Source organism: Pseudomonadota bacterium, from assembly GCA_018823285.1.
Lineage (GTDB): Bacteria > Desulfobacterota > Desulfobulbia > Desulfobulbales > JAGXFP01 > JAHJIQ01.
On the sequence record JAHJIQ010000020.1, the window covers coordinates 17,889 to 36,416 of the forward strand.

15 protein-coding genes are annotated in these 18,528 nt (G+C 51.9%); 11 read left to right on the forward strand and 4 right to left on the reverse strand.

The window, feature by feature from the left end; translation table 11 throughout:
- Positions 1-292 precede the first annotated feature (292 nt).
- From KKG35_06490 to KKG35_06500, 3 genes are all read left to right on the forward strand, one after another.
- Positions 293-1,522: a cytochrome C gene (locus tag KKG35_06490; GenBank protein ID MBU1737772.1), complete on the forward strand. Its 1,230-nt coding sequence runs from the start codon at positions 293-295 to the stop codon at positions 1,520-1,522.
- A gap of 1,230 nt (positions 1,523-2,752) precedes the next feature.
- Positions 2,753-3,946, forward strand: coding sequence for a polysulfide reductase NrfD (gene nrfD / locus KKG35_06495; protein MBU1737773.1), 1,194 nt, complete (start codon positions 2,753-2,755; stop codon positions 3,944-3,946).
- 155 nt (positions 3,947-4,101) lie between these two features.
- Positions 4,102-4,548 carry a MerR family transcriptional regulator gene (locus tag KKG35_06500; GenBank protein MBU1737774.1) on the forward strand — a complete coding sequence of 149 codons (447 nt, stop codon included), beginning with the start codon at positions 4,102-4,104 and terminating at the stop codon, positions 4,546-4,548.
- 160 nt (positions 4,549-4,708) lie between these two features.
- On the opposite strand, the gene KKG35_06505 is transcribed toward KKG35_06500, so the two are convergent.
- Positions 4,709-6,400: a sigma 54-interacting transcriptional regulator gene (locus tag KKG35_06505; protein ID MBU1737775.1), complete on the reverse strand. Its 1,692-nt coding sequence runs from the start codon at positions 6,398-6,400 to the stop codon at positions 4,709-4,711.
- A 529-nt stretch (positions 6,401-6,929) separates the two neighbouring features.
- On the opposite strand from KKG35_06505, the gene KKG35_06510 reads away from it, so the two are divergent.
- From KKG35_06510 to KKG35_06540, 7 genes are all read left to right on the forward strand, one after another.
- Positions 6,930-7,685 carry a 4Fe-4S dicluster domain-containing protein gene (locus KKG35_06510; GenBank protein ID MBU1737776.1) on the forward strand — a complete coding sequence of 252 codons (756 nt, stop codon included), beginning with the start codon at positions 6,930-6,932 and terminating at the stop codon, positions 7,683-7,685.
- A gap of 18 nt (positions 7,686-7,703) precedes the next feature.
- On the forward strand, positions 7,704-8,111 hold the full coding sequence (locus KKG35_06515; protein MBU1737777.1) for a hypothetical protein: 408 nt from the start codon (positions 7,704-7,706) through the stop codon (positions 8,109-8,111).
- Between the two features lie 169 nt (positions 8,112-8,280).
- Positions 8,281-9,996 (forward strand): hypothetical protein, encoded by a 1,716-nt coding sequence (locus KKG35_06520; GenBank protein ID MBU1737778.1) that lies wholly within the window; start codon positions 8,281-8,283, stop codon positions 9,994-9,996.
- Between the two features lie 53 nt (positions 9,997-10,049).
- Positions 10,050-10,436, forward strand: coding sequence for a response regulator (locus KKG35_06525; GenBank protein ID MBU1737779.1), 387 nt, complete (start codon positions 10,050-10,052; stop codon positions 10,434-10,436).
- A gap of 638 nt (positions 10,437-11,074) precedes the next feature.
- Positions 11,075-12,280, forward strand: a complete 1,206-nt coding sequence (gene nrfD / locus KKG35_06530) for a polysulfide reductase NrfD (protein ID MBU1737780.1) — start codon at positions 11,075-11,077, stop codon at positions 12,278-12,280.
- A gap of 63 nt (positions 12,281-12,343) precedes the next feature.
- A complete protein-coding gene (locus KKG35_06535) occupies positions 12,344-12,709 on the forward strand; it encodes a MerR family transcriptional regulator (GenBank protein MBU1737781.1) in 366 nt (121 codons plus the stop codon).
- A gap of 51 nt (positions 12,710-12,760) precedes the next feature.
- Complete coding sequence (locus KKG35_06540; protein ID MBU1737782.1) at positions 12,761-13,003, forward strand: hypothetical protein; 243 nt, start codon at positions 12,761-12,763, stop codon at positions 13,001-13,003.
- Here KKG35_06540 and KKG35_06545 read toward each other — a convergent pair whose 3' ends face one another.
- The gene (locus KKG35_06545) at positions 13,004-13,852 is read right to left on the reverse strand and encodes a 50S ribosomal protein L11 methyltransferase (protein MBU1737783.1); all 849 of its coding nucleotides are present in this window, start codon (positions 13,850-13,852) and stop codon (positions 13,004-13,006) included. It abuts the gene before it with no gap.
- A gap of 1 nt (position 13,853) precedes the next feature.
- Positions 13,854-17,321, reverse strand: a complete 3,468-nt coding sequence (locus KKG35_06550; GenBank protein ID MBU1737784.1) for a DUF748 domain-containing protein — start codon at positions 17,319-17,321, stop codon at positions 13,854-13,856.
- A gap of 171 nt (positions 17,322-17,492) precedes the next feature.
- Between KKG35_06550 and KKG35_06555 the strand changes: the two genes are divergently transcribed.
- On the forward strand, positions 17,493-18,221 hold the full coding sequence (locus KKG35_06555; protein MBU1737785.1) for a 1-acyl-sn-glycerol-3-phosphate acyltransferase: 729 nt from the start codon (positions 17,493-17,495) through the stop codon (positions 18,219-18,221).
- Between the two features lie 3 nt (positions 18,222-18,224).
- Here the strand turns inward: KKG35_06555 and KKG35_06560 are convergent.
- A partial coding sequence (locus KKG35_06560; GenBank protein MBU1737786.1) for an LD-carboxypeptidase occupies positions 18,225-18,528 on the reverse strand: 304 nt, incomplete at its 5' end.

Sequence of the window (18,528 nt, forward strand, 5' to 3'; positions counted from 1 at the left end):
TGTAATTGCCGGGTTTTTCGTTGGACAATGATCTGGTCTGCGAAGCAAAGCCATTACGGGGTTCCTGGTCGGCCCCGCGCTGCCCGCTTTCACCCGCAGGGTGACCTTCAATAAAACCGGGAAAATTGATTCAGGTCAAGGATGAGATGCCGCCATCTTTATATATTCGCCCTGAGAAGGGACTTTTTTCACCCTTCGGGTATAAAGTTTCGTATGAGCAGGCAAGCTGCTCAACTCAGCTTTATCCGGGGCAGGGTTGACAAAAAATAAATCTTAACGATGAGGGAGAAAAATGAAGAAGCTGAAGAGGTTGTTGTTGAGTGTGGTCTTTTTAGCAGTCGCTGTCGGACTGCCCGCCATGGCTATGGCTCTGGAAAGCAAATGTGTGGAGTGCCATAAAAAGGTGACCCCGAACATCGTGAAAGATTATATGTCCGGAGCGATGGGGAAATCAGGAACGGTGGAGTGCGCGAGTTGTCATGGCGCTGAACACACGACGGCGGATGATGCGATCAAGGCCGTGATGCCCACCGAGAAAACCTGTCAGCAATGTCATGAAAAGCAGCATGGCCAGTATATGTCCGGGAAACACATGGCGGCATGGATCGCCATGTCGGCAATGCCGAAAACAGGGTTCCAGCCACACGCCTATATCCAGGGGCTCAAGGGCTGCGGCGGCTGTCACAAAATCGGGGTTCGCGATGAAGATTCGCGGGCGGAGTCACGATACGGCTCGCCTTGTGATTCCTGCCATACCCGACATAAATTCTCCAAGGAGGAGGCCAATAAACCGGAGGCCTGTCGCACCTGTCACATGGGGTTTGACCATCCGCAATGGGAGATGTGGTCCAGTTCGAAACATGGAATCATCTACCAGACCGAAGGGGACACCGGTCGGGCTCCCAAATGCCAGACCTGTCACATGGAAAATGGCGACCATCGGGTGATGACCTCCTGGGGTTTTCTGGCCTTGCGTCTGCCCGAGGCAGATGAAGAGTGGATGGGATACCGGACCTCAATCCTCAAAGGGTTGCATGTTCTCGACCCGGAGGGGAAACCGACCGGCCGTCTTGAGGTGGTCAAGGCCGGAATGGTCGCCAGGCTGACCGCAGAGTCATGGCAGGCTGAACGGGACCGGATGGTCGAAGTCTGCAGTAAGTGCCACAGTCGGTCCTATGCCTTGACCAATCTTGAGAACGCCGATGCGATGATCAAGGAAGCGGATAAGCTGATGGCCGAGGCGGTGGAGATTGTCGCCTTTCTCTATAAGAAGGGAATTCTGCAGCCGGAGGAAGGGAAGGCCGCCTACCCGGACATGCTGACTTTCTATGATGCCAAGAGCCCGATCGAGCAGACACTCTATGTCATGTTCCTCGAACACCGGATGAGGGCTTTCCAGGGCGCCTTCCATATGAACCCTGATTATACGACCTGGTACGGTCTGGCAGAGATGAAGAAGGATATTGTCGAAATCAGGAGTGAGGCTAAAAAGCTGATCATGGAGAGCGAGCGAAACAACTAGCTGCCAGCAGAGGTGAAAGAGTTGTCGGGGAAGGTCCTTCAGTGGGCCTTCCCTTTTTTTTGTCTCCTCCAAAAAATAATACCTTTTACAGAATGAGAAACTGGCACAAAAGCAGCCGGATATGAGCAATGCTGCCGGCGTGTCATTCCGGCATGTTTTTAGCCGGAGGTATGGCAAGACTCCAATCCGGCAGCTGATTAATCCCATATGGAGATCGGCGTCACAAGGTATTTATTGTCAGTCGCGGAGAAATTTCTCATGTCAAATCGAATTTGAACTCCGTTTGATTCTCTGCTGGGTATTGGTATCAGAATCTTCCTCAGCATCTGTTCCCGTCTCGGTCAGAAATCTCCTGTAGTATTCGTCTGGAATTTACAGGAAAAACACCAGTGATGGAGCCAACAGAAACGGGAGCTTTCTGCTCCTTGTTTTCAGGGGTGATCTGGCGCAAAGCTGTTAAAATGTGTGTACTATATTGTCCGCTCAGGGCGCAATGTGCGCCCAAAAATAACTCGAGCGGGTGAAAGTGCGGAGGTTGTCGCGCTGGAGCCCAAGGTGATGGTGATAAAATGTAATGTATTCGGTTAGTTGTGAGTTTAGTGGCGGTGAGAAAGGGGGCGCATGATGCAGGTTTCGGCTGAAAAACAATTATTAACCGGGAGAAAAATAAGTCTTTTTTTTTGTCGTTTAAAATAGTTAATAAAAACAGTAATTTAGCAGATGGCTGGTTCGGGGCCAATGCGGTCTGTCGTAGAATATTGTGGTAAGTTAAGTGCTTGTTGTTATATTGTTATTCGGCCGTCTTGGAGGGCGGTTTTTCCTAAAGAGAATATTCCGGTTTAGATCAGTATCCGGCCTCTTATTTACTTGACAATAGATACTTCCATTTTATAGAATGTGAATCATGCAGTAGGGGGTGGTGGTCAGGCTTCTCTGTCGAGAGTTGGCCGGCTGCAAAAAAGCTGTAACTGATCCTTGGCGATCAATTCTTCACACAGCTTGGAAATCGATTCAATGTGTTCTGAATGGAGGTTTCAAATGGAAGGGATATTGTTTCTGGTCTTCTGGATAGGAAGTGCCGCAATTCATACTTTATACGAGCTCAAGATCAAGCCGGTGCTGGCAGCTGCTGAGGATAATGGTACCGACTATCCCGGGTTCTGAAAGGTTTGTGTTGATAGCTGTTTATGGAATGGGAAAGTGAAAAATCATTAAATTAGGGAGGATGCAGTGAAAAATTTACTCGCAAGTGTTATTCCGCAGGAAGGCGGGCTTGAGGTCGAAACCTCGAGCGGTTACAACGTTGCGGTCGTGATCAGCGCGCTGTTCGTTGCGGCAGGTATTGCGGCAGGACTCCATGCCATGATCATCGGCCATGAGCATGCCTACAACAATACCCGGGAAGTCCCATGGGGCTTGTTGATCGCAGCTTACGTCTTTTTTGTCGTCACCTCGACCGGACTGTGTCTGGTTTCTTCAATCGGTCACGTATTTAATGTGGAAGTTTTGAAACCCATTGCCAAGCGTTCCGTGTTCCTGGCGATTGTATCGATTGTCGCCGGATTTCTGGTCATCGGTTTCGAGATCGAGAATCCCTGGCGGATGCCGATCTACAACATGCTGACCCCCAATCCGACCTCCAATATCTGGTGGATGGGGACCCTCTACGGCGCCTATCTTTTCTTCATGGCGATTGAGTTCGCCCTGTTGCAGATGGGCAAGCACAAGCAGGCCGGGATCCTCGGTCTGCTGGGCGTGGTTTCAGGTATTGCGGCCCACAGCAACCTGGGTGCGGTTTTCGGCTTGCTGGGTGGACGCGAATTCTGGCACGGCCCCTATATGCCTATCTATTTTATCACTTCAGCGATGATGTCCGGTTGTGCGGCGGTTATCTTTTTCACCTGGATCGGCTACAAGGCCAACGGCTGGAAGATGAGTGAGCCGATGAAAGAGGCCCTCTATACCACCGCCAAACTCGGTGCAACCCTGACCGCAGTCATCATGTTTTTCACCACCTGGAAAATGATCTCGGGGGTGAGCGGTCATCCGCCGGGAAAATATGAAGCGATGATGTCTCTGATCAATGGCCCGTACTCTCTGAATTTCTGGGCCGGGGAAGTGATGCTGGGTATGGTTATTCCGTTTTTCCTGATTGTTTCAGTGAAAGGGCGCAATCTGCCGGTGCTGTTTGTTGCTTCGGTTTCAGCAATCATCGGCATCTTCTTCATGAGATACGATCTGGTCGTGGTCGGTTTTCTGGTTCCCCATTTCCATGGCATGGGTGTGGTGGATCTGCCCCATCTGTTTTCCTATATCCCTTCAATGCATGAGATCCTCATCACCCTCGGCGGTATCGGTCTCTGCGTTATGGGATTTCTGATGGGCGAGCGTCTGTTCCGCGGGCATCTTTCAGAGGACCATTGAAGCTTAAGTTGAGCAACTTGTCTGCTCATACGAAACTTGTACCCGTAGGGTGGAAGTGGCGTTGAAAGTATTGGCATACTATTAAAGGTTTGACGGCCCGGACCGGCCCAGGTGTGATCCGGGCCGTCTTCAACCATGAGTTATCGAGATTCGAAATGGTTCCAAGAAAAAAATTTGATGTGCAGCCTTTGACTCCCGACACCCCGATCTATCCGATTGGGGTCGCGGCCAAGATTCTGGATGTCCATCCGAGAACGTTGCGTATCTACGAAGATGAAGGATTGATCTCTCCGGCCCATAAAGGGGCAAGGAGGATGTTCTCGGAGAACGACATCAAGTGGGTAAACTGCCTGCGCAAGCTGATCCATGAGCAGGGGGTCAGTATTCCGGGTCTGAAGAAGCTTCTCACCCTTGCGCCATGCTGGGAAGTTGCCGACTGTCCGGTCGAGATCCACGCACACTGCAACGCCCTGATCGACAAGGCTGCGCCGAGGAGGTTGCGGCTGGCCGGGGACGAACAGGCCGAGGCCGAAGCGAAACAGGCCGAGCGAAGGGCTCGGGAGAATGCAGGGCAACATAAAAAAAAAACAGGTCAAAACTGATCGTGCTGGCTTCTTATCGGCAACAATCGATGCCGGGGGGATTACAGCAGGGGGTTTTGTAAGTAGCTGATATATTTGTGTGTTTTTAAAAGCCGGGGCGGTTGCTCCGGCTTTTTTTTGTTTTCAGAATGCCGATCAAATACAGTCGCTGATACCCGGATTACTCTTCGAGGCCGTATCTGCTGATCTTTCTTCTTAAGGTGTCCTTTGAAATCCCGAGATCCCGGCAGGTGGCGAGCTTTTTCCATTTGTTGCGTTCAAGTGCTGAGAGGATGGCCTGCTTTTCAATGTCTTCAAGGGACCGGGCTCCGGCAGAGGGAGTTGCGACGGCCGATCCGGTTCTGGGGGCGAAAGGTTCCGGCAGATGCTCGGGCTGAATATAGCCTGCATGGCAGAGGATGAATGAATACTCGATGATGTTTTCCAGCTCCCTGATGTTGCCCGGGAAATTATGTTTCATTAGAATATCCATTGCAGCTTCTGAAATTCCGACAATCTCCTTGCCCTGTCGCTCGCTGAACAATTTGACGAAGTGCTCGCAAAGCATCGGGATGTCTTCCCGTCTCTCCCTCAGCGGGGGAAGGCTCAGTTTGACCACGTTCAGCCGGTAATAGAGGTCGTCGCGGAAAAGACCTTCTTCGACCAGGGTATGAAGATCGCGATTGGTGGCGGCGATAATTCTGACGTTGGCGGAAACAGGTTTGCTGGAGCCAAGGGGTTCATAGACTTTTTCCTGGAGAACCCGGAGGAGTTTTACCTGGAGCGATGAGGGGATGTCGCCGATTTCGTCAAGGAAGAGGGTGCCCCCTTCGGCTGCGGCAAAACGCCCGGACCGGTCCTGCTTGGCATCGGTGAAGGCTCCGGCTTTGTAGCCGAACAGTTCTGATTCAAGAAGGGTTTCCGGCAGCGCCCCACAGTTCACGGTAATAAAAGGGCCGTCTTTCCGCGGGCTCGAGTGATGGGTCGCCTTGGCAATGAGTTCCTTTCCGGTTCCGCTTTCCCCAAGGACCAGAACATTGCTTTCGCTTCTGGCAATTTCCGGAAGAATCTCAAAAATCCTTCGCATGCTGTCGCTCTTACTGATGATCTCACCGAAGTTGAACTTCTTTTTGATCCGGCGCTGCAGGGTATAGACATCGCTTAAATCACGGAAGGTTTCCACGCCGCCGATGATGTTGCCGGCTCCATCGACAAGCGGGGAGGCGCTGACACTGATCGGAATTCTTTTGCCGTTGGTATTGCGCATGTTCACCGAGTGGCTCGAAACGGGCTTTCCCCGGTAAAGGCTCATGGCGATGGGGCAGTCAGCGCCGCAGTGGTCCGAGTTGAATACCTCGCTGCAGGAACGGCCGATCGCTTCTTCCCGGGACCAGCCGGTGACTCTCTCGGCAGATTTATTGAAGGAAGTGATTTTCCAGTTCCGGTCAACCGTGAAGACACCATCGGCAACACTTTCAATCACCATCCGGTGTTGGATTGATTCTGTTTGATCATAAAAACTGATCAACCCGCCATCCGGAAGGCCTTCTTCACCTGCAAAAGGGGTGATGGTAATGGCGACGGGTACCATGTCGCCTTTCTGGGTCATGAGAAACAGGGGGTGCCTGACAGTATTTATCACCGGGGAGCCGGGGGTAAAGAGAGTAAGATCATCCCCCGCTCTTGGTCTGAAAAAATCAGATACCGGTGTTCCGCACACCTTTTCGGCGTGGTATCCGCTCATGGTTTCTGCGGCTTTGTTGATGAATGCCGTTTGGCATGAACGGTCGAAGAGGATGATTCCTTCTTCAAGGCAGTCCAGTATCCGGGGGTGGAAATGATCGGTCGAGATGCAACTTGAATTTTCGCTCATTATCAGGCCCCGTATTACACCGGTTGTCAGGTTTGATCAGGCAAACAACTGAGAACATTAAATAAACTAAACCTTAAAAGTCAAATGGAATAAAACGCTTAAAGTATTGACATCCCAGCAGCCACGGGCGGGAAAACGCCAAATCAAAGGGTGGTGGGTTATTTATTTATCTGCCTGTCATTTCAGGGAAGTTCATTAATGACTTGACAGGGAATTCTGCCAAATTAATATAGTTCAGTTTTTTATGATTGGGGGAATTCTGCTGAAGGAAATATAGTTTCTGGAACCGAAGCTGTTTCTGGAATCCTTAATCTGATTCATGATATGGGGTCCGGAGACGGCTCGTTGGAGCGGCGGTTGTATTCCCCGCTGCAGCTCGTCCGGTGTCTTCAGGGGAACTGGGGTGATGCCCGATTTGCACAACTGATATGTGAAAGAGGATTCGGAGGTGGCGAGCCACCGCCTCCGTTACAAACTTGGTTGCCGGTTTTTCATGTGGCAGCTGTTTCATTCATGAGGGAGATCTATAATGGAGTTCAGCGAACTAGAAAACTTAGAGAATGAGGGAATAGAAACACTCCCCTCGGAAGAGAGACGCAAATTTCTCCGGTTTGGTATGGCTGTTACCGGAGTATTTCTTGGCGGTTCAGTTCTCTCGCTCACGTCCGCTCGTAATGCAAGGGGTGGTCTCGGTCCAATTCCGGAGGCTGGGAAGTTCCCATACAAGCCGCATTACAGCATGGTGATCAAGCAGAACCGCTGCATCGACTGTGAGCGGTGCAAGGAAGCTTGTGTCAAGACCAACAAGGTGCCGTCATATGGATACCGGACAACGATCCTTGAGCTCGAGAAGGATCTCGGAAACAAGGGCAAGGAAAGGGTCTTCATGCCAGTTCTCTGCAACCACTGTAACCGTCCGCCTTGTGTTCGGGTCTGTCCGACAACCGCAACCTATAAAGACAAGAAAAACGGGATCGTCATGATGGACAAGAAGCGTTGTATCGGTTGCAAGACCTGTATGGCTGCCTGTCCGTATAACGCCAGATATTTTGACGAGGAAGTCAGGGCTGTAGACAAGTGCAATTTCTGCTTCGACACCAGACTTGAGAAGGGTGAAACCAAAACCGCCTGTGCTGCAGCATGTCCGGCAGGTGTCCGGATCTTCGGTGATCTGACTGATTATGATTCGGAGTTGTATGCACTGGTCCACGCACCGGAAAAAGTGGTGTGGGTTCTCAGGCCGGAAACAGGCGCGATGCCGAACGTATTCTACATGAACGACTAACTCAGAGAGGTTAATGATATGAATCGCAGCAAGAACAGCTTGTATAGGTCTGGTTTTATGCTGGTGCTGGCAGTGGTCGTGCTCGTACTGAGTGGTCAGGCCTTCGGGAGTGACGATGAGGACGGCGGCACCATAATGTTCACCAAGCCGGTCATGGCGGTGGTCTTTGAGCACAAGACCCACATTGAAAACGGTCTGGAATGTGACAGCTGTCACAGTGAACTTTTCGAGATGGAAACCGGTGTTGCTGAAAGCAAGGACGACTTCACCATGAAGTCTCTTTATGCAGGCAAATATTGTGGCGCCTGTCATGACGGCGACATGGCCTTTGCATCGAATACGAGATGCACCGTCTGCCATATCGGCGTCAAAGGGTACAACAAGGCCATGGGTAAAGAGACATCGGGTGCTTCCGGCGGTCACTGATGGTGAGATGTTGTTCCGGTCGGTTGGGTAAAAGCCTGCCAAATCGGTAATTGTTTTATTCAGTAATGGCGGGGAAGCGTCTGGCTCCCCGCCATATTTTTTTGCAGGGCAAGTTCCTTTCTCCTGCAGACTGATTTCGCTATCGCAGTATTTCGACAACGGGGGAGAGATGTCTGATCATAAAGTTGAAAATATCCGGAGACCAATTCTCGAACCGGTTGCAATTTCCATTGCCATTCTCCTTGCCACATCTCTCTTTCTGCTGGTGTGGTTCCAGAACAAAAATATTCGTAACCACGTCGAAAATCATATCCTGAGCACCAGTCAGCTTTTTTCTTCCACCATGCGGGAAGAGGCAAAACTGATCAGGGCGATTATGGGGTTTTATGCTACCAACAAAGAGCTTGCCGCAGCATTCAAGGCAAAAGATCGCGAACTCCTTTTTCAGAAAGCGAAACCGATTTTCGATGCCCTGAAATCAGAGCATCAGATCACCCATTTTTATTTTATCGAAAAGGACAAACGTGCTTTTCTTCGGATGTACAATCCTGAGAAATATGGCGACGTGATCAATCGCTACAAGCTGGACAAGGCGGTTATGAGCGGAGAGGTCCAGTCCGGTCTTTCCCTCGGCTCTTCAGGGACGTTGACCTTGCGGGTTGATATGCCCTGGGTGATGAACAACGAGTTGCTGGGCTATATCGAGATGGGCAAGGAGGTTGACTATATCACTCCGATCCTGAAAAAGACCCTTGATGTTGAGCTGCTGCTTCTGGTTGAGAAGAATGCCATCAGCCGAGAAAGATGGGAGGAAGGCCAGAAGGTGATGGGGCACCGGAAGGCGAGCTGGGACGAGTTGCCCGACCATGTGGTGATCGGCAACACGATGGGTGAAGCGCCGAAGGATCTGAATGATTATCTGGTTCTGCCACACGAAGTCAAAAGGAAGGAGCATTTCAAGACCCGGGTGGGGCCGCTGCATTTGCGGGGTGGTTTTTCACCGCTGATCGTGGCAAGCGGTGAAGAGATCGGAGAAATTCTCACGCTGAAAGACTTTACTGGTCCTGAGCATGCCCTGAAAATGTTTTCCGGTCTCATGGTTTCGCTGTTTATCGTGTTGAGCTGCTTTCTGTTTGTTTTTATCTACGGGGTGATCAACAAGGTTGAGCTGAGGCTGAAGAAATCGCGGAAGGATCTCAATATTGAAATCGTTGAGCGGACCAAGGCCGAGGGGCGGCTTCTTGCTCTGCTGGATGAGAAAGAAATACTCCTGAAGGAGATTCATCACCGGGTCAAAAACAATCTGCAGATTGTGTACAGCCTTTTTCGTCTTCAGCTGCGCCAGATTGAAGATCCGAAAGCTGTCGAGATCCTTACCGACAGCCAGAGCAGAATAAGTGCGATGTCGCTCGTTCATAAAACTCTATATCAGCCCAAAAAACAGAGCAGCATCTATCTCAAGGAATATATTCAGGAGTTGACGGCCAGTATTTTTGAATCATACTCGGTGAACCCTGAATTGATTACGCTTAAAACCGCCATGGAGCCGATATCCATGGATTTCGATATTGTGATGCCCATCGGCCTGATCATCAATGAACTGGTTGCCAACTGCATAAAATACGCCTTTCCCAATAATCGAGCCGGTGAAATCGAAATAGTGTTGGCCAAAAAGAATGACGGCGATTATCTTATCCGGGTCGCCGATAACGGCATCGGCCTTCCTGATAATTTTGATCCGCGCGAAGTGAGTTCCCTCGGTTTACAACTGGTCATCAACCTTACGGAGAACCAGTTGATGGGCAAGATTGAGGTTGATGGGAGCCACGGTGGGACCAGGGTCACGATAACTTTCGGAGAGCCGCCCAAGAAAAGTACCGTGTAAGCAGGTTCTGCATTTTTGTTTATCAATTTAGTTAAGAATTCAGGAGCAGGGAGATGGGGAAAGCCAGGATAATGATCGTTGAGGATGAATGGATCATTGCCAACGATATTAAAAATTCGCTGATTGATCTGGGGTATATGGTAACCTCGATTGCTTCTTCAGGACAGGACGCGATCAATCAGGCGGTTGCCGAAAAGCCGGACCTGGTCCTGATGGATATCATGCTGCGTGGAGAGATGAATGGGATTGAGGCGGCCAAGGTTATCCGGGGTGCGCACGGTATCCCGATTATCTATCTTACCGCCTACGATAATCAGTATCTGGTCGAGCAGGCGAAACAGACCGATAATTATGGCTATCTCCTTAAGCCTTTCAAGGACAAGGAGCTGCATATTGCCATTGATCTTGCCCTGCACAAGGAGAACAAAGGAAGAAAATAGCGTCGTTTTTGTGAGTCCTGTTTGAACAAGTCGTCACGCCGTTCTTCTCCCGGTCAGTTCTGTGAAAATTCTCTAGCCAAATCCCATTGCACCTGAGACCCATTATAAAGGATTGTTGTCAAATAATAGGACAGCATATCCTTCCGGCTTGAGCGGTTCAGGGTCGTCTCTTTGTAATAAGCTAATAATATCAAGTTGTTATCAATGGAAAGACGCTGTCTTTTCTCCGTTATCCTGTTTCGAGGCGATCGACGGGGTTATTAGCAACCTCTTTTCCCTTGTTCTATGCACTTTGGCAGTAAAATCGCACAGAGTGAAATACCCCACCGACCTGCATTCCTGAGAGGGCATGCTCTTTCTCGAGAAAGACCGAAAACGAGCCCAGCCGCAGAAGTTGTTCGGGCGAAAGTTGCGCCCGAACATTCAATTAACTATCCATTCCAGTTGCCGGAAAGACCTACAAACAAACATTTTGATGTCGCGTTAAGTGCCTGTAGTTGCAAGGGATGTTGGCGATTCGTGAGGGTTTTACTCCTTGTGTGAGACAAAACTGGCACACTGTTTGCTCTTATCAGGAGACAGCTTTCAATGGAAATCAGACCAAGGGTTTTTATTTAACAACAAATCTGGAGGGAAAAATGGCTAATAATTTTTCACTGGCTGCAACCGCGAGTTCGATCGCTGCAGCTGCAGAACCAAAGGTTGGCCGGCCGGCAATCAACAGGATAACGCTTCTCTTTGTCCTTTTGATGTTGGCGGGCCTGGGCGCCGGACTGTATGCATTTACGGCCGGACATCATGTGGCATATAACAACACCAGGGAGATGCCATGGGGGATTCTGATTGCAGGGTATGCATTTTTTGCGATCACTTCAACGGGCCTTTGCCTGCTGGCAGCGCTGAGTCATATCTTCGGCGGCAACAAGCTTGCGCCCCTGGCCAACCGGATGGTTTTTCTTTCGATCGTTACGATTATCGCCGGATTTTTTATGATCGGGGTCGAACTGGAGAACCCGTGGCGACTGGCGATCTACAACATCCTGTCCCCAAACCTGACCTCAAACATCTGGTGGATGGGAACCCTGTACGGGATGGCGGTCGGGTTTATGCTGGTGGAATTTTTCCTGATTCTCACCGGCCGGATCGGACTGGCAATCACTCTGGGTGTTATGGGCGCTCTTGCTGAAGTTATGGCTAACACCAATCTCGGGGCGGTGTTTTCGACTTTGTCGGCCCATCCTTTCTGGTACGGTTCACAATTGCCGGTGTTCTTCCTGGCTTCAGCTTTTATGTGCGGCTCTGCGGCGATCATCCTCTTTACCCACTTTGCCCATGCCATTCGCAAAGAGCCGGTTGAAGGTTCGACTCTGGTGGGTATGCAGGGTGCGGGGAAGGTTCTGGCCGGGGTTCTCTTTCTTCTTGCCGTGTCAACGACCTGGAAATTCATCTCCTACTATACAGGTGGCTCCGAGGCCGGCAGACTTGCTGCCGACAGTTTGCTCTCCGGACCACTTTCCACAAACTTCTGGGTTTTTGAAGTTGCCATCGGCATGTTGCTGCCGATCCTGCTGCTGGTCGGATCGGGTTTCAGGAGCATCCAGGCGATGTCTACCGCATCGCTCATGGCTCTGGTGGGCGCTTTCTTCCAGAGGTACGACCTGGTAGTCGCCGGTCAGCAGGTACCTCAATATTACGGGTGGGATAATCTGCCGACGTACTTTTCCTATGTCCCGTCTGCCGCCGAGTTCATGGTTACTCTCGGAGCATTCGGGCTGGTCGGCGCAGGCTTTCTCCTGGGTGAGAGATTCGTCGGACGTGCTTTCAAGAGCACCCATGAGCATTAATTTAACGGACTATCGCTTCTGCGGGCCGGGACAACAACCGGCCCGCAGAGACAGGAGGGTATCATGATCAGCGACAACAAGGCTATCTTTACGATCGGTACCGCGGCCAGAATGCTGGAAGTCCATCCCCGCACTCTGAGAATCTACGAAAGGGAAAACCTGGTCAAACCCCTGCGCCGCGGACAATGGCGATACTACACCATGGATGATATCAAGTGGGTCCAGTGCCTGAGGGATATGATCCATGAGCAGGGCATCAGCATTGCGGCGATCAAGAAACTGCTCAAATATACTCCGTGCTGGAATGTGGCTGACTGCCCCTTTGAAATGCGCAAGCAGTGTACGGCGTTCATGGCGAATGGAATGGTTCCGAGAACGGTGGAAAGTGAAGCGGTGGGGAAAAAATCCGGTGGCAATCTTGCTGCCTGAGGAATCCTCTGCATCTCATGTGCCGGTAAAAGGAATATCAGGAGGTTTACAATGGGTATCGCAAATCAGTTATTCGGTGATGATCGTCCGCTCGCAAGAGAAATATGCCTGTCTGAAAAGAAGTCCGGGGAAAGAGTCTGGTTCTGTGTCGAGACTCTCTGGGTCGTCATGACCTTTATGCTCTTTGTGTTCATGGGGCCGTTTGCAGCAATAGCCGTGGTTCCGGCCGTATTGTCCCTGGCCGGGCAGCAGAAAGACGCACCAATGCCTGAAGCTATCGAGGGTAACAGGTGATCACGCTGTTGTTGTACAGCATGTCGAGTTCTTTGCCTTTGGCGCGAGAACCCAGAGGCACCAACGGTCGGAGCGCCTCCTCTCGATCATGATGATATCATTGGCAGGAAGAGCGGCCAGCAGTTCCTGCTCCATCGAGGGAATAAAGCCGGCAATGATATAGAGTTTTGCCTGCCAGAAAGAAGGTTTCCCAAAAAGTTCAGTCAGCAGGGTGTGATAAAGATTTGCCACAACCAGATCAACACCGCAGGTGTCGGGGGGATTTTTCCGCAGATCGATTTCACTGACTTCAATCACCTCATCAAAATGGTTCAGACGGCAGTTTTTCGAGGCGACTTCGCAGGCGAGCCTGTTGTTGTCAAAAGCCCTGATATCGGTAACGCCCAGATGAGCAGCCGCAAGCGACAATAGTCCGGTTCCGGCACCGAGATCAAGCATTGATTTCGGACGCACTTCCGGAGTTCTGCAATATCTGATCAGAGTTTCCAGGCATAGTCTGGTTGATGGGTGAAAGCCGCTGCCGAAAATCACGCTCGGGTCGATCCGCAGATCTGCCGGCTGATTTTCCCAGACCGGGGTTACGGTGACCCCCTCAAGGGTAAAGGTGGCGATATCCTGGCCTGCCTCCCAGTCCGAATAATCAAGATCTGCCTGGTATATCAAGTTGCAGCGGCTGGTTGCACAGAGTTCGGCAACCAGCGCATCTTTTGCCTTGTGAAAGAATAGGATGGGGGTCTCGTCTTCCATCCAGATGCCGATCAGGTCAGGGTCGTTCACTGCAGGGATGGTCGCGGCATCAAGGTGATAAACGTGTAGATGCCGGTATCTGGTGTAGGGCGGCTTCAGCATCTCAGAATTTCTTTATCCCATGAAGATCTAGATCAACTCTTCCGGCCGGTCTGTTCAGCAGTTCATCCTCAAGGGAATTGTCCTCGTCGATAGCTATTCTTGCCGCAGCAAGTCCTGAGTTCAGCAGCTGGTCCCTGACATTTCGCCCTCTTTGTCTGGCCAATTGGATAAGATCATCGTCGCTTGGCGAAACTCTCCCGGAACTGTTCGATTCCGGAGTTGGAGTTGTCATGATGCCTTGAGGGCTGTAGCCAGGGATTGAATCCTGATCGCGATCTTTTCCGGTCAATGTTCGACCTCTGCTGCCCTGGCTGGTCTGCAGGGCGAGTAGATCCAGCTCGGGATCAACGTGGCCCGAGATTGCAATTTTCAACAGCGGCCTGCTGTTGATGGCCAGGGCAAGTTCTTGGAGCTGTTCAATCTGCGCACTGTTGAGTTCAGCAATCCCGGGGGAAAAGGAGAGATACTCCAGACTTGCCCGACCAGCTTTTTCAGTTATGCCCAGAAGCGAAAACGGAGCCAGGGTTGTTTTGCTGAGAATCTCTCGGATCTGTTCCCCGATTGCCCCGGCATATGAGAAGGTTGGAGCGCCCGTTTTCCCGGAAACGGGTGCGTCAATGGTGATCAATCCTTGCCTGTCAGTCAGTAATGCTGCGGCCAGGGGGGTGTTGTATCTGCCGGAGAGGCCCTGGCCCAGAGAAAATTTTTCGATCCGGATCGTGTTTCCGGCTTTGATCCTGTGATCGGCCAGATGGAAGGTTGTGCTGATCGAGAGGGTGCCTTTATCAGGCTGGTATCCCAGCAACGGCCCTAGAAAGGGGGCAAAAGCATTGATGTCGATTCCGCTGCTTTGGAGGTTGACGTCAAAAAGAGGGTTGCCGCCGAAAAGGGCCGCTGTGCCGGTAGCCTGGAACGGTGCCGATGGCGATTGCTGATCGGCGGCCCCGTCTCCCTGCGAATTTACCAGCTGCCAGGTTCCGGTAAGTTCGAAAGGAGCAATAGCCGCAGGCCGGTTTCGCATGCCGGTCATTTTCGCCGTGATGGAGGCGAGGATGACCTCGGAGGAGGGCATGGTGGAGTGGTCGATCAACCGGAAGGTGCCGTTTTCAATGGTCACGGTGTCTGAAGAAATAGCGGTTGTCTCTGATTCCGGAAAGATATAGCCGGAAAGGGCCGGGCTTTTGCGGTCGGTCATGGTGGCCTGGAACTCGGGCCGTTCAAAACCAAGGGTCTTGATGATAAGTGACAGGGGGGACGCCTGCAATTCAACGCCCTTCATGGAGACAACCGGGCAGGTGAGGCTTCGTTTTCCTGCAGAGATCTCGGTAGCCAGTTCTTTGATGGAAAGATCAGCAGCAACTTTCAGGGATGGAAAAGCAAGAGTTCCTTCGCCGCTGATCTCGCCGGCGGTGATATTCGGAATCAGGAAAGGATGCAGTGACATCTGCAGTTCCGTTAAGGGCAGATTGGCTATTCGGCCGGAAAGTGATGCCGTAAGTGGAGCCAAGCCCAGCTCCCCGGAAAAATCGATCTCTCCCCGGTCTGCCAGCGTGCCCCGGAGGTGTATTTTTCCGGGCACCCCTTCTTCGGTACCAAGTGATTCTCCATGGAATTCGGCCCGGGTCAAGAGCAGGTCGCCGACCGTAATTTTCGCGTCGGTCAGGTCCAAGACACGGGAGGTGATGAGCCACGATGCTTTTTCCGAGGCTCCTTCCGGAGGTGCGGCAAGAAATATCTCCGGAGTGAAATCAAAGGAGGGGTGGTCACCGGTTATGATCCCGAAGGAGAAGATTTTTCGGGTCAGGTCAATGTTGCCGTTCACGCTTTTGATCGTTGGCAGAGTAGCCCGGTACCCGTTGAGGGTGAAGGAGAGATCGTGCAGTTCAAGAGCAAGATCTGTAAGGTTGAGTGTTGGTTGCGGGAGATCATCCAGATAAGACAGACGAAAATTTACACTGCCCATTTTGAGAGTTCCGTCGGCCAGGGCGGTGCCAAGAGGTTCGGGGAGAAAGGTTTTCAGCTTGCCGAATTGCAGGTCAGCGGTGGTGATGGTTCCGACAATCTCAAGCGGGGAAGATGAGATTGTCCCCCGACCGCTGAAAAGAGCGCCACCCGGGGTTTCGCCCTTGCCGGTAAATGAGGACGATGCGTCTGCACCGGCGGTGGAGGGCAGGACTTCGATTTCAATCCCGGTCCAGAGAGGGGCTGGTTTGTCACCGGAGGCCATTTTCTGGTTGATCAAGCCATCAATCAACTGCAACCGGTTCAACTCATGCCTGAAGGCTCCGGGTGGCAGGTCGTTGAGCAGGGACATGAGCGAAGTTTTTTTTGACTCTGGGGATTCCGGGGTGTCGGGTGGTAAGGTCAGTACCGGCTGGGTGACGATAATTTCCTGGAGCGCCAGCTGGTTGGTCAGTGGGGAAAAGCGGCCCCGGACGAAAGTCTCCGGCAGGGAAAGTGTGATGCCGCCACTTTTTATCATCTTCAGGTCGGAGAGATTAACTACGCCCTGAAGCTGCAGGGCGGGCCCTGATCCAGGGCTGCCTGCGAAGATGAGTTCAAGGTCGAGATCAGCCTGTCCGCTCAGAATGTCGGTCTGTTTAAAATCCGGCAGATAGGGGAGGTAGGTGGCCAGCTCCAGGCCGTGCAGCTTGAGGTCGAGCCTGGTGTCGTTGCTTTTCAGGTTCGAATCGCTTCTGCCCCTCATGGCTACAGGGCTGCCGTTGAAAACCGCAGAAAATCTTGGTTGAATCGGGTGTTCCCTGGTGGGTGAGGGTATGAAAAAAGCTGCCGTTTCAAGGTTTGAGAGGAAGGGCAGGTTTAAAAGGATCTGCTCAACCAGATGCTCTTTTCCTCCCGGTCGGTCAATGAATCTGATATAGCCGTTGACCAGCGAGATGTTCTGCAGGACGAAGGGCGGGAACACGGCACGGGCGGCGCTGTTGTTCCCGGTTTTATCCATGGCTGGCAGGAGTCCCAGGTCACTGAAATTGTATGAAAGATCTTCCCTTCTTTCAATTTCGAGCGAGACCCCGTTGAAATTGACATTCCGGCAGATCAGGACCCTTTTGAACAGAGAGCCCGACTCGATATTCAGGTGCAGACCCTGGATGACCAGTACGGGTTTGAGGGGGGTGGGCGTGGGGCGGCCGATCCGGGTGACCGTCAGGTCGTGAATATCCAGCTGGAAAGTAAAGGGGTTGAAAGAAGAACTGGAAAGTGAAACCCGGAGGCTTTCTCCCGACAGCAGGGCAGGAAGCAAGTTGTTGATAACACTGGGAATAATAAAATAACCGCTCAGGGTATAGAGGGTAAAGAGGACGAGGGACCAGGTCAGAAAAAGCTCCACTAGCCGACGGCCGGTGAACACCTTGCGGCGGGCCGACCCTCCTCTGGGCAGTGAAGGTCTGACCGCCTTGCGCCGTTCGGGGCCTGAATATACTATTTCTTCTGATTCCGGATCGTTCATTGGGGTGATGTGTCGGCAAGGGGGAGCGGGCCGAGCTCTTCTCTGCCAATGTCCTTGCCTCTCTGCAGGGGCTATGTTAATCTCGATCCTTTAGCAAATCAACATCATATATAAGCCGGTTGTATTCCGGGGTTATCCCGGGCGGCATCCTTCGACCAGTGTTAATATCCGATGGCGTTTATTAATTTCTGCAGATCATTACTTGTTCTGGTTATGGCACCGTTTCTGACCGGGGTGATCAGTCTGATTGCTTTGCCGGCGATGTTCCTCTTCGGCTGTTCAGGTGATTCGATCCAGATTTTGCCACGCTGGTGGGCGAAAACCATCACGGTCTTGAGCGGGGTCTCGGTGGAAGTTTCGGGTTTTGAAAACCTTGAACAGGGGAAACCATACATCTTTGCGGCCAATCACCAGAGTCAGTTTGACATCTTTGTGCTCTATGGGTATCTGCAATATAATTTCAGGTGGCTGGCCAAGAAAGAGTTGTTCAAGCTTCCGTTGTTCGGCCCGGCGTTGCGTCTTTCCGGGAATATCCCGGTGGACCGGTCTAAAGGCAGGGAAGCCCTGAAGAGTCTCGGCGAGGCAGCGGAGCGGATTGCTCAGGGGACCTCGGTCATCATCTTTCCCGAAGGGACCAGAAGTCCCGACGGCAAGCTGCAGAGATTCAAATCCGGGGTCATGTATCTGGCCATCAAATCCGGGGTCGAAGTCGTGCCGGTAGCCATTATCGGCACCCATGCGGTGCTGCCGAAAGGGAAAATGCTGGCCGGGAAGGGAAACGTCAAGATTGTGCTCGGCAAACCCGTCAAGAGCAGTTCCTACACCATGAAGCAGAAAGAGGAACTTGCCGACCATCTTCATGATGAGGTCGGACGACTGCTGTCCGGGGCGGTGGGTTGAGTCTCAGTCGCTGAATGAGAGCCGTGCGGTGCCGGAATCCATGGCCACTGTCAGGCCGACCGGCAGGGTGATGTTTCTGGTGCCGTGACCACTTGGGAAATTGGCCCAGACGGAATATTTTCCCCCGGCAAGCTCAACAACCCTCTGCCAGATCTTCTCAATCCAGTCAACTTCCTTGTTGTCGTTGTCAGTGAAGGTTCCCAGAATCAGGCCGGAGAGTTTTGCAAATTTTCCCGCAGCGTGCAGATGGGTCAGCATCCGGTCGATCCGGTAGAGCGGTTCACCGGTATCTTCGATGAACAGAACC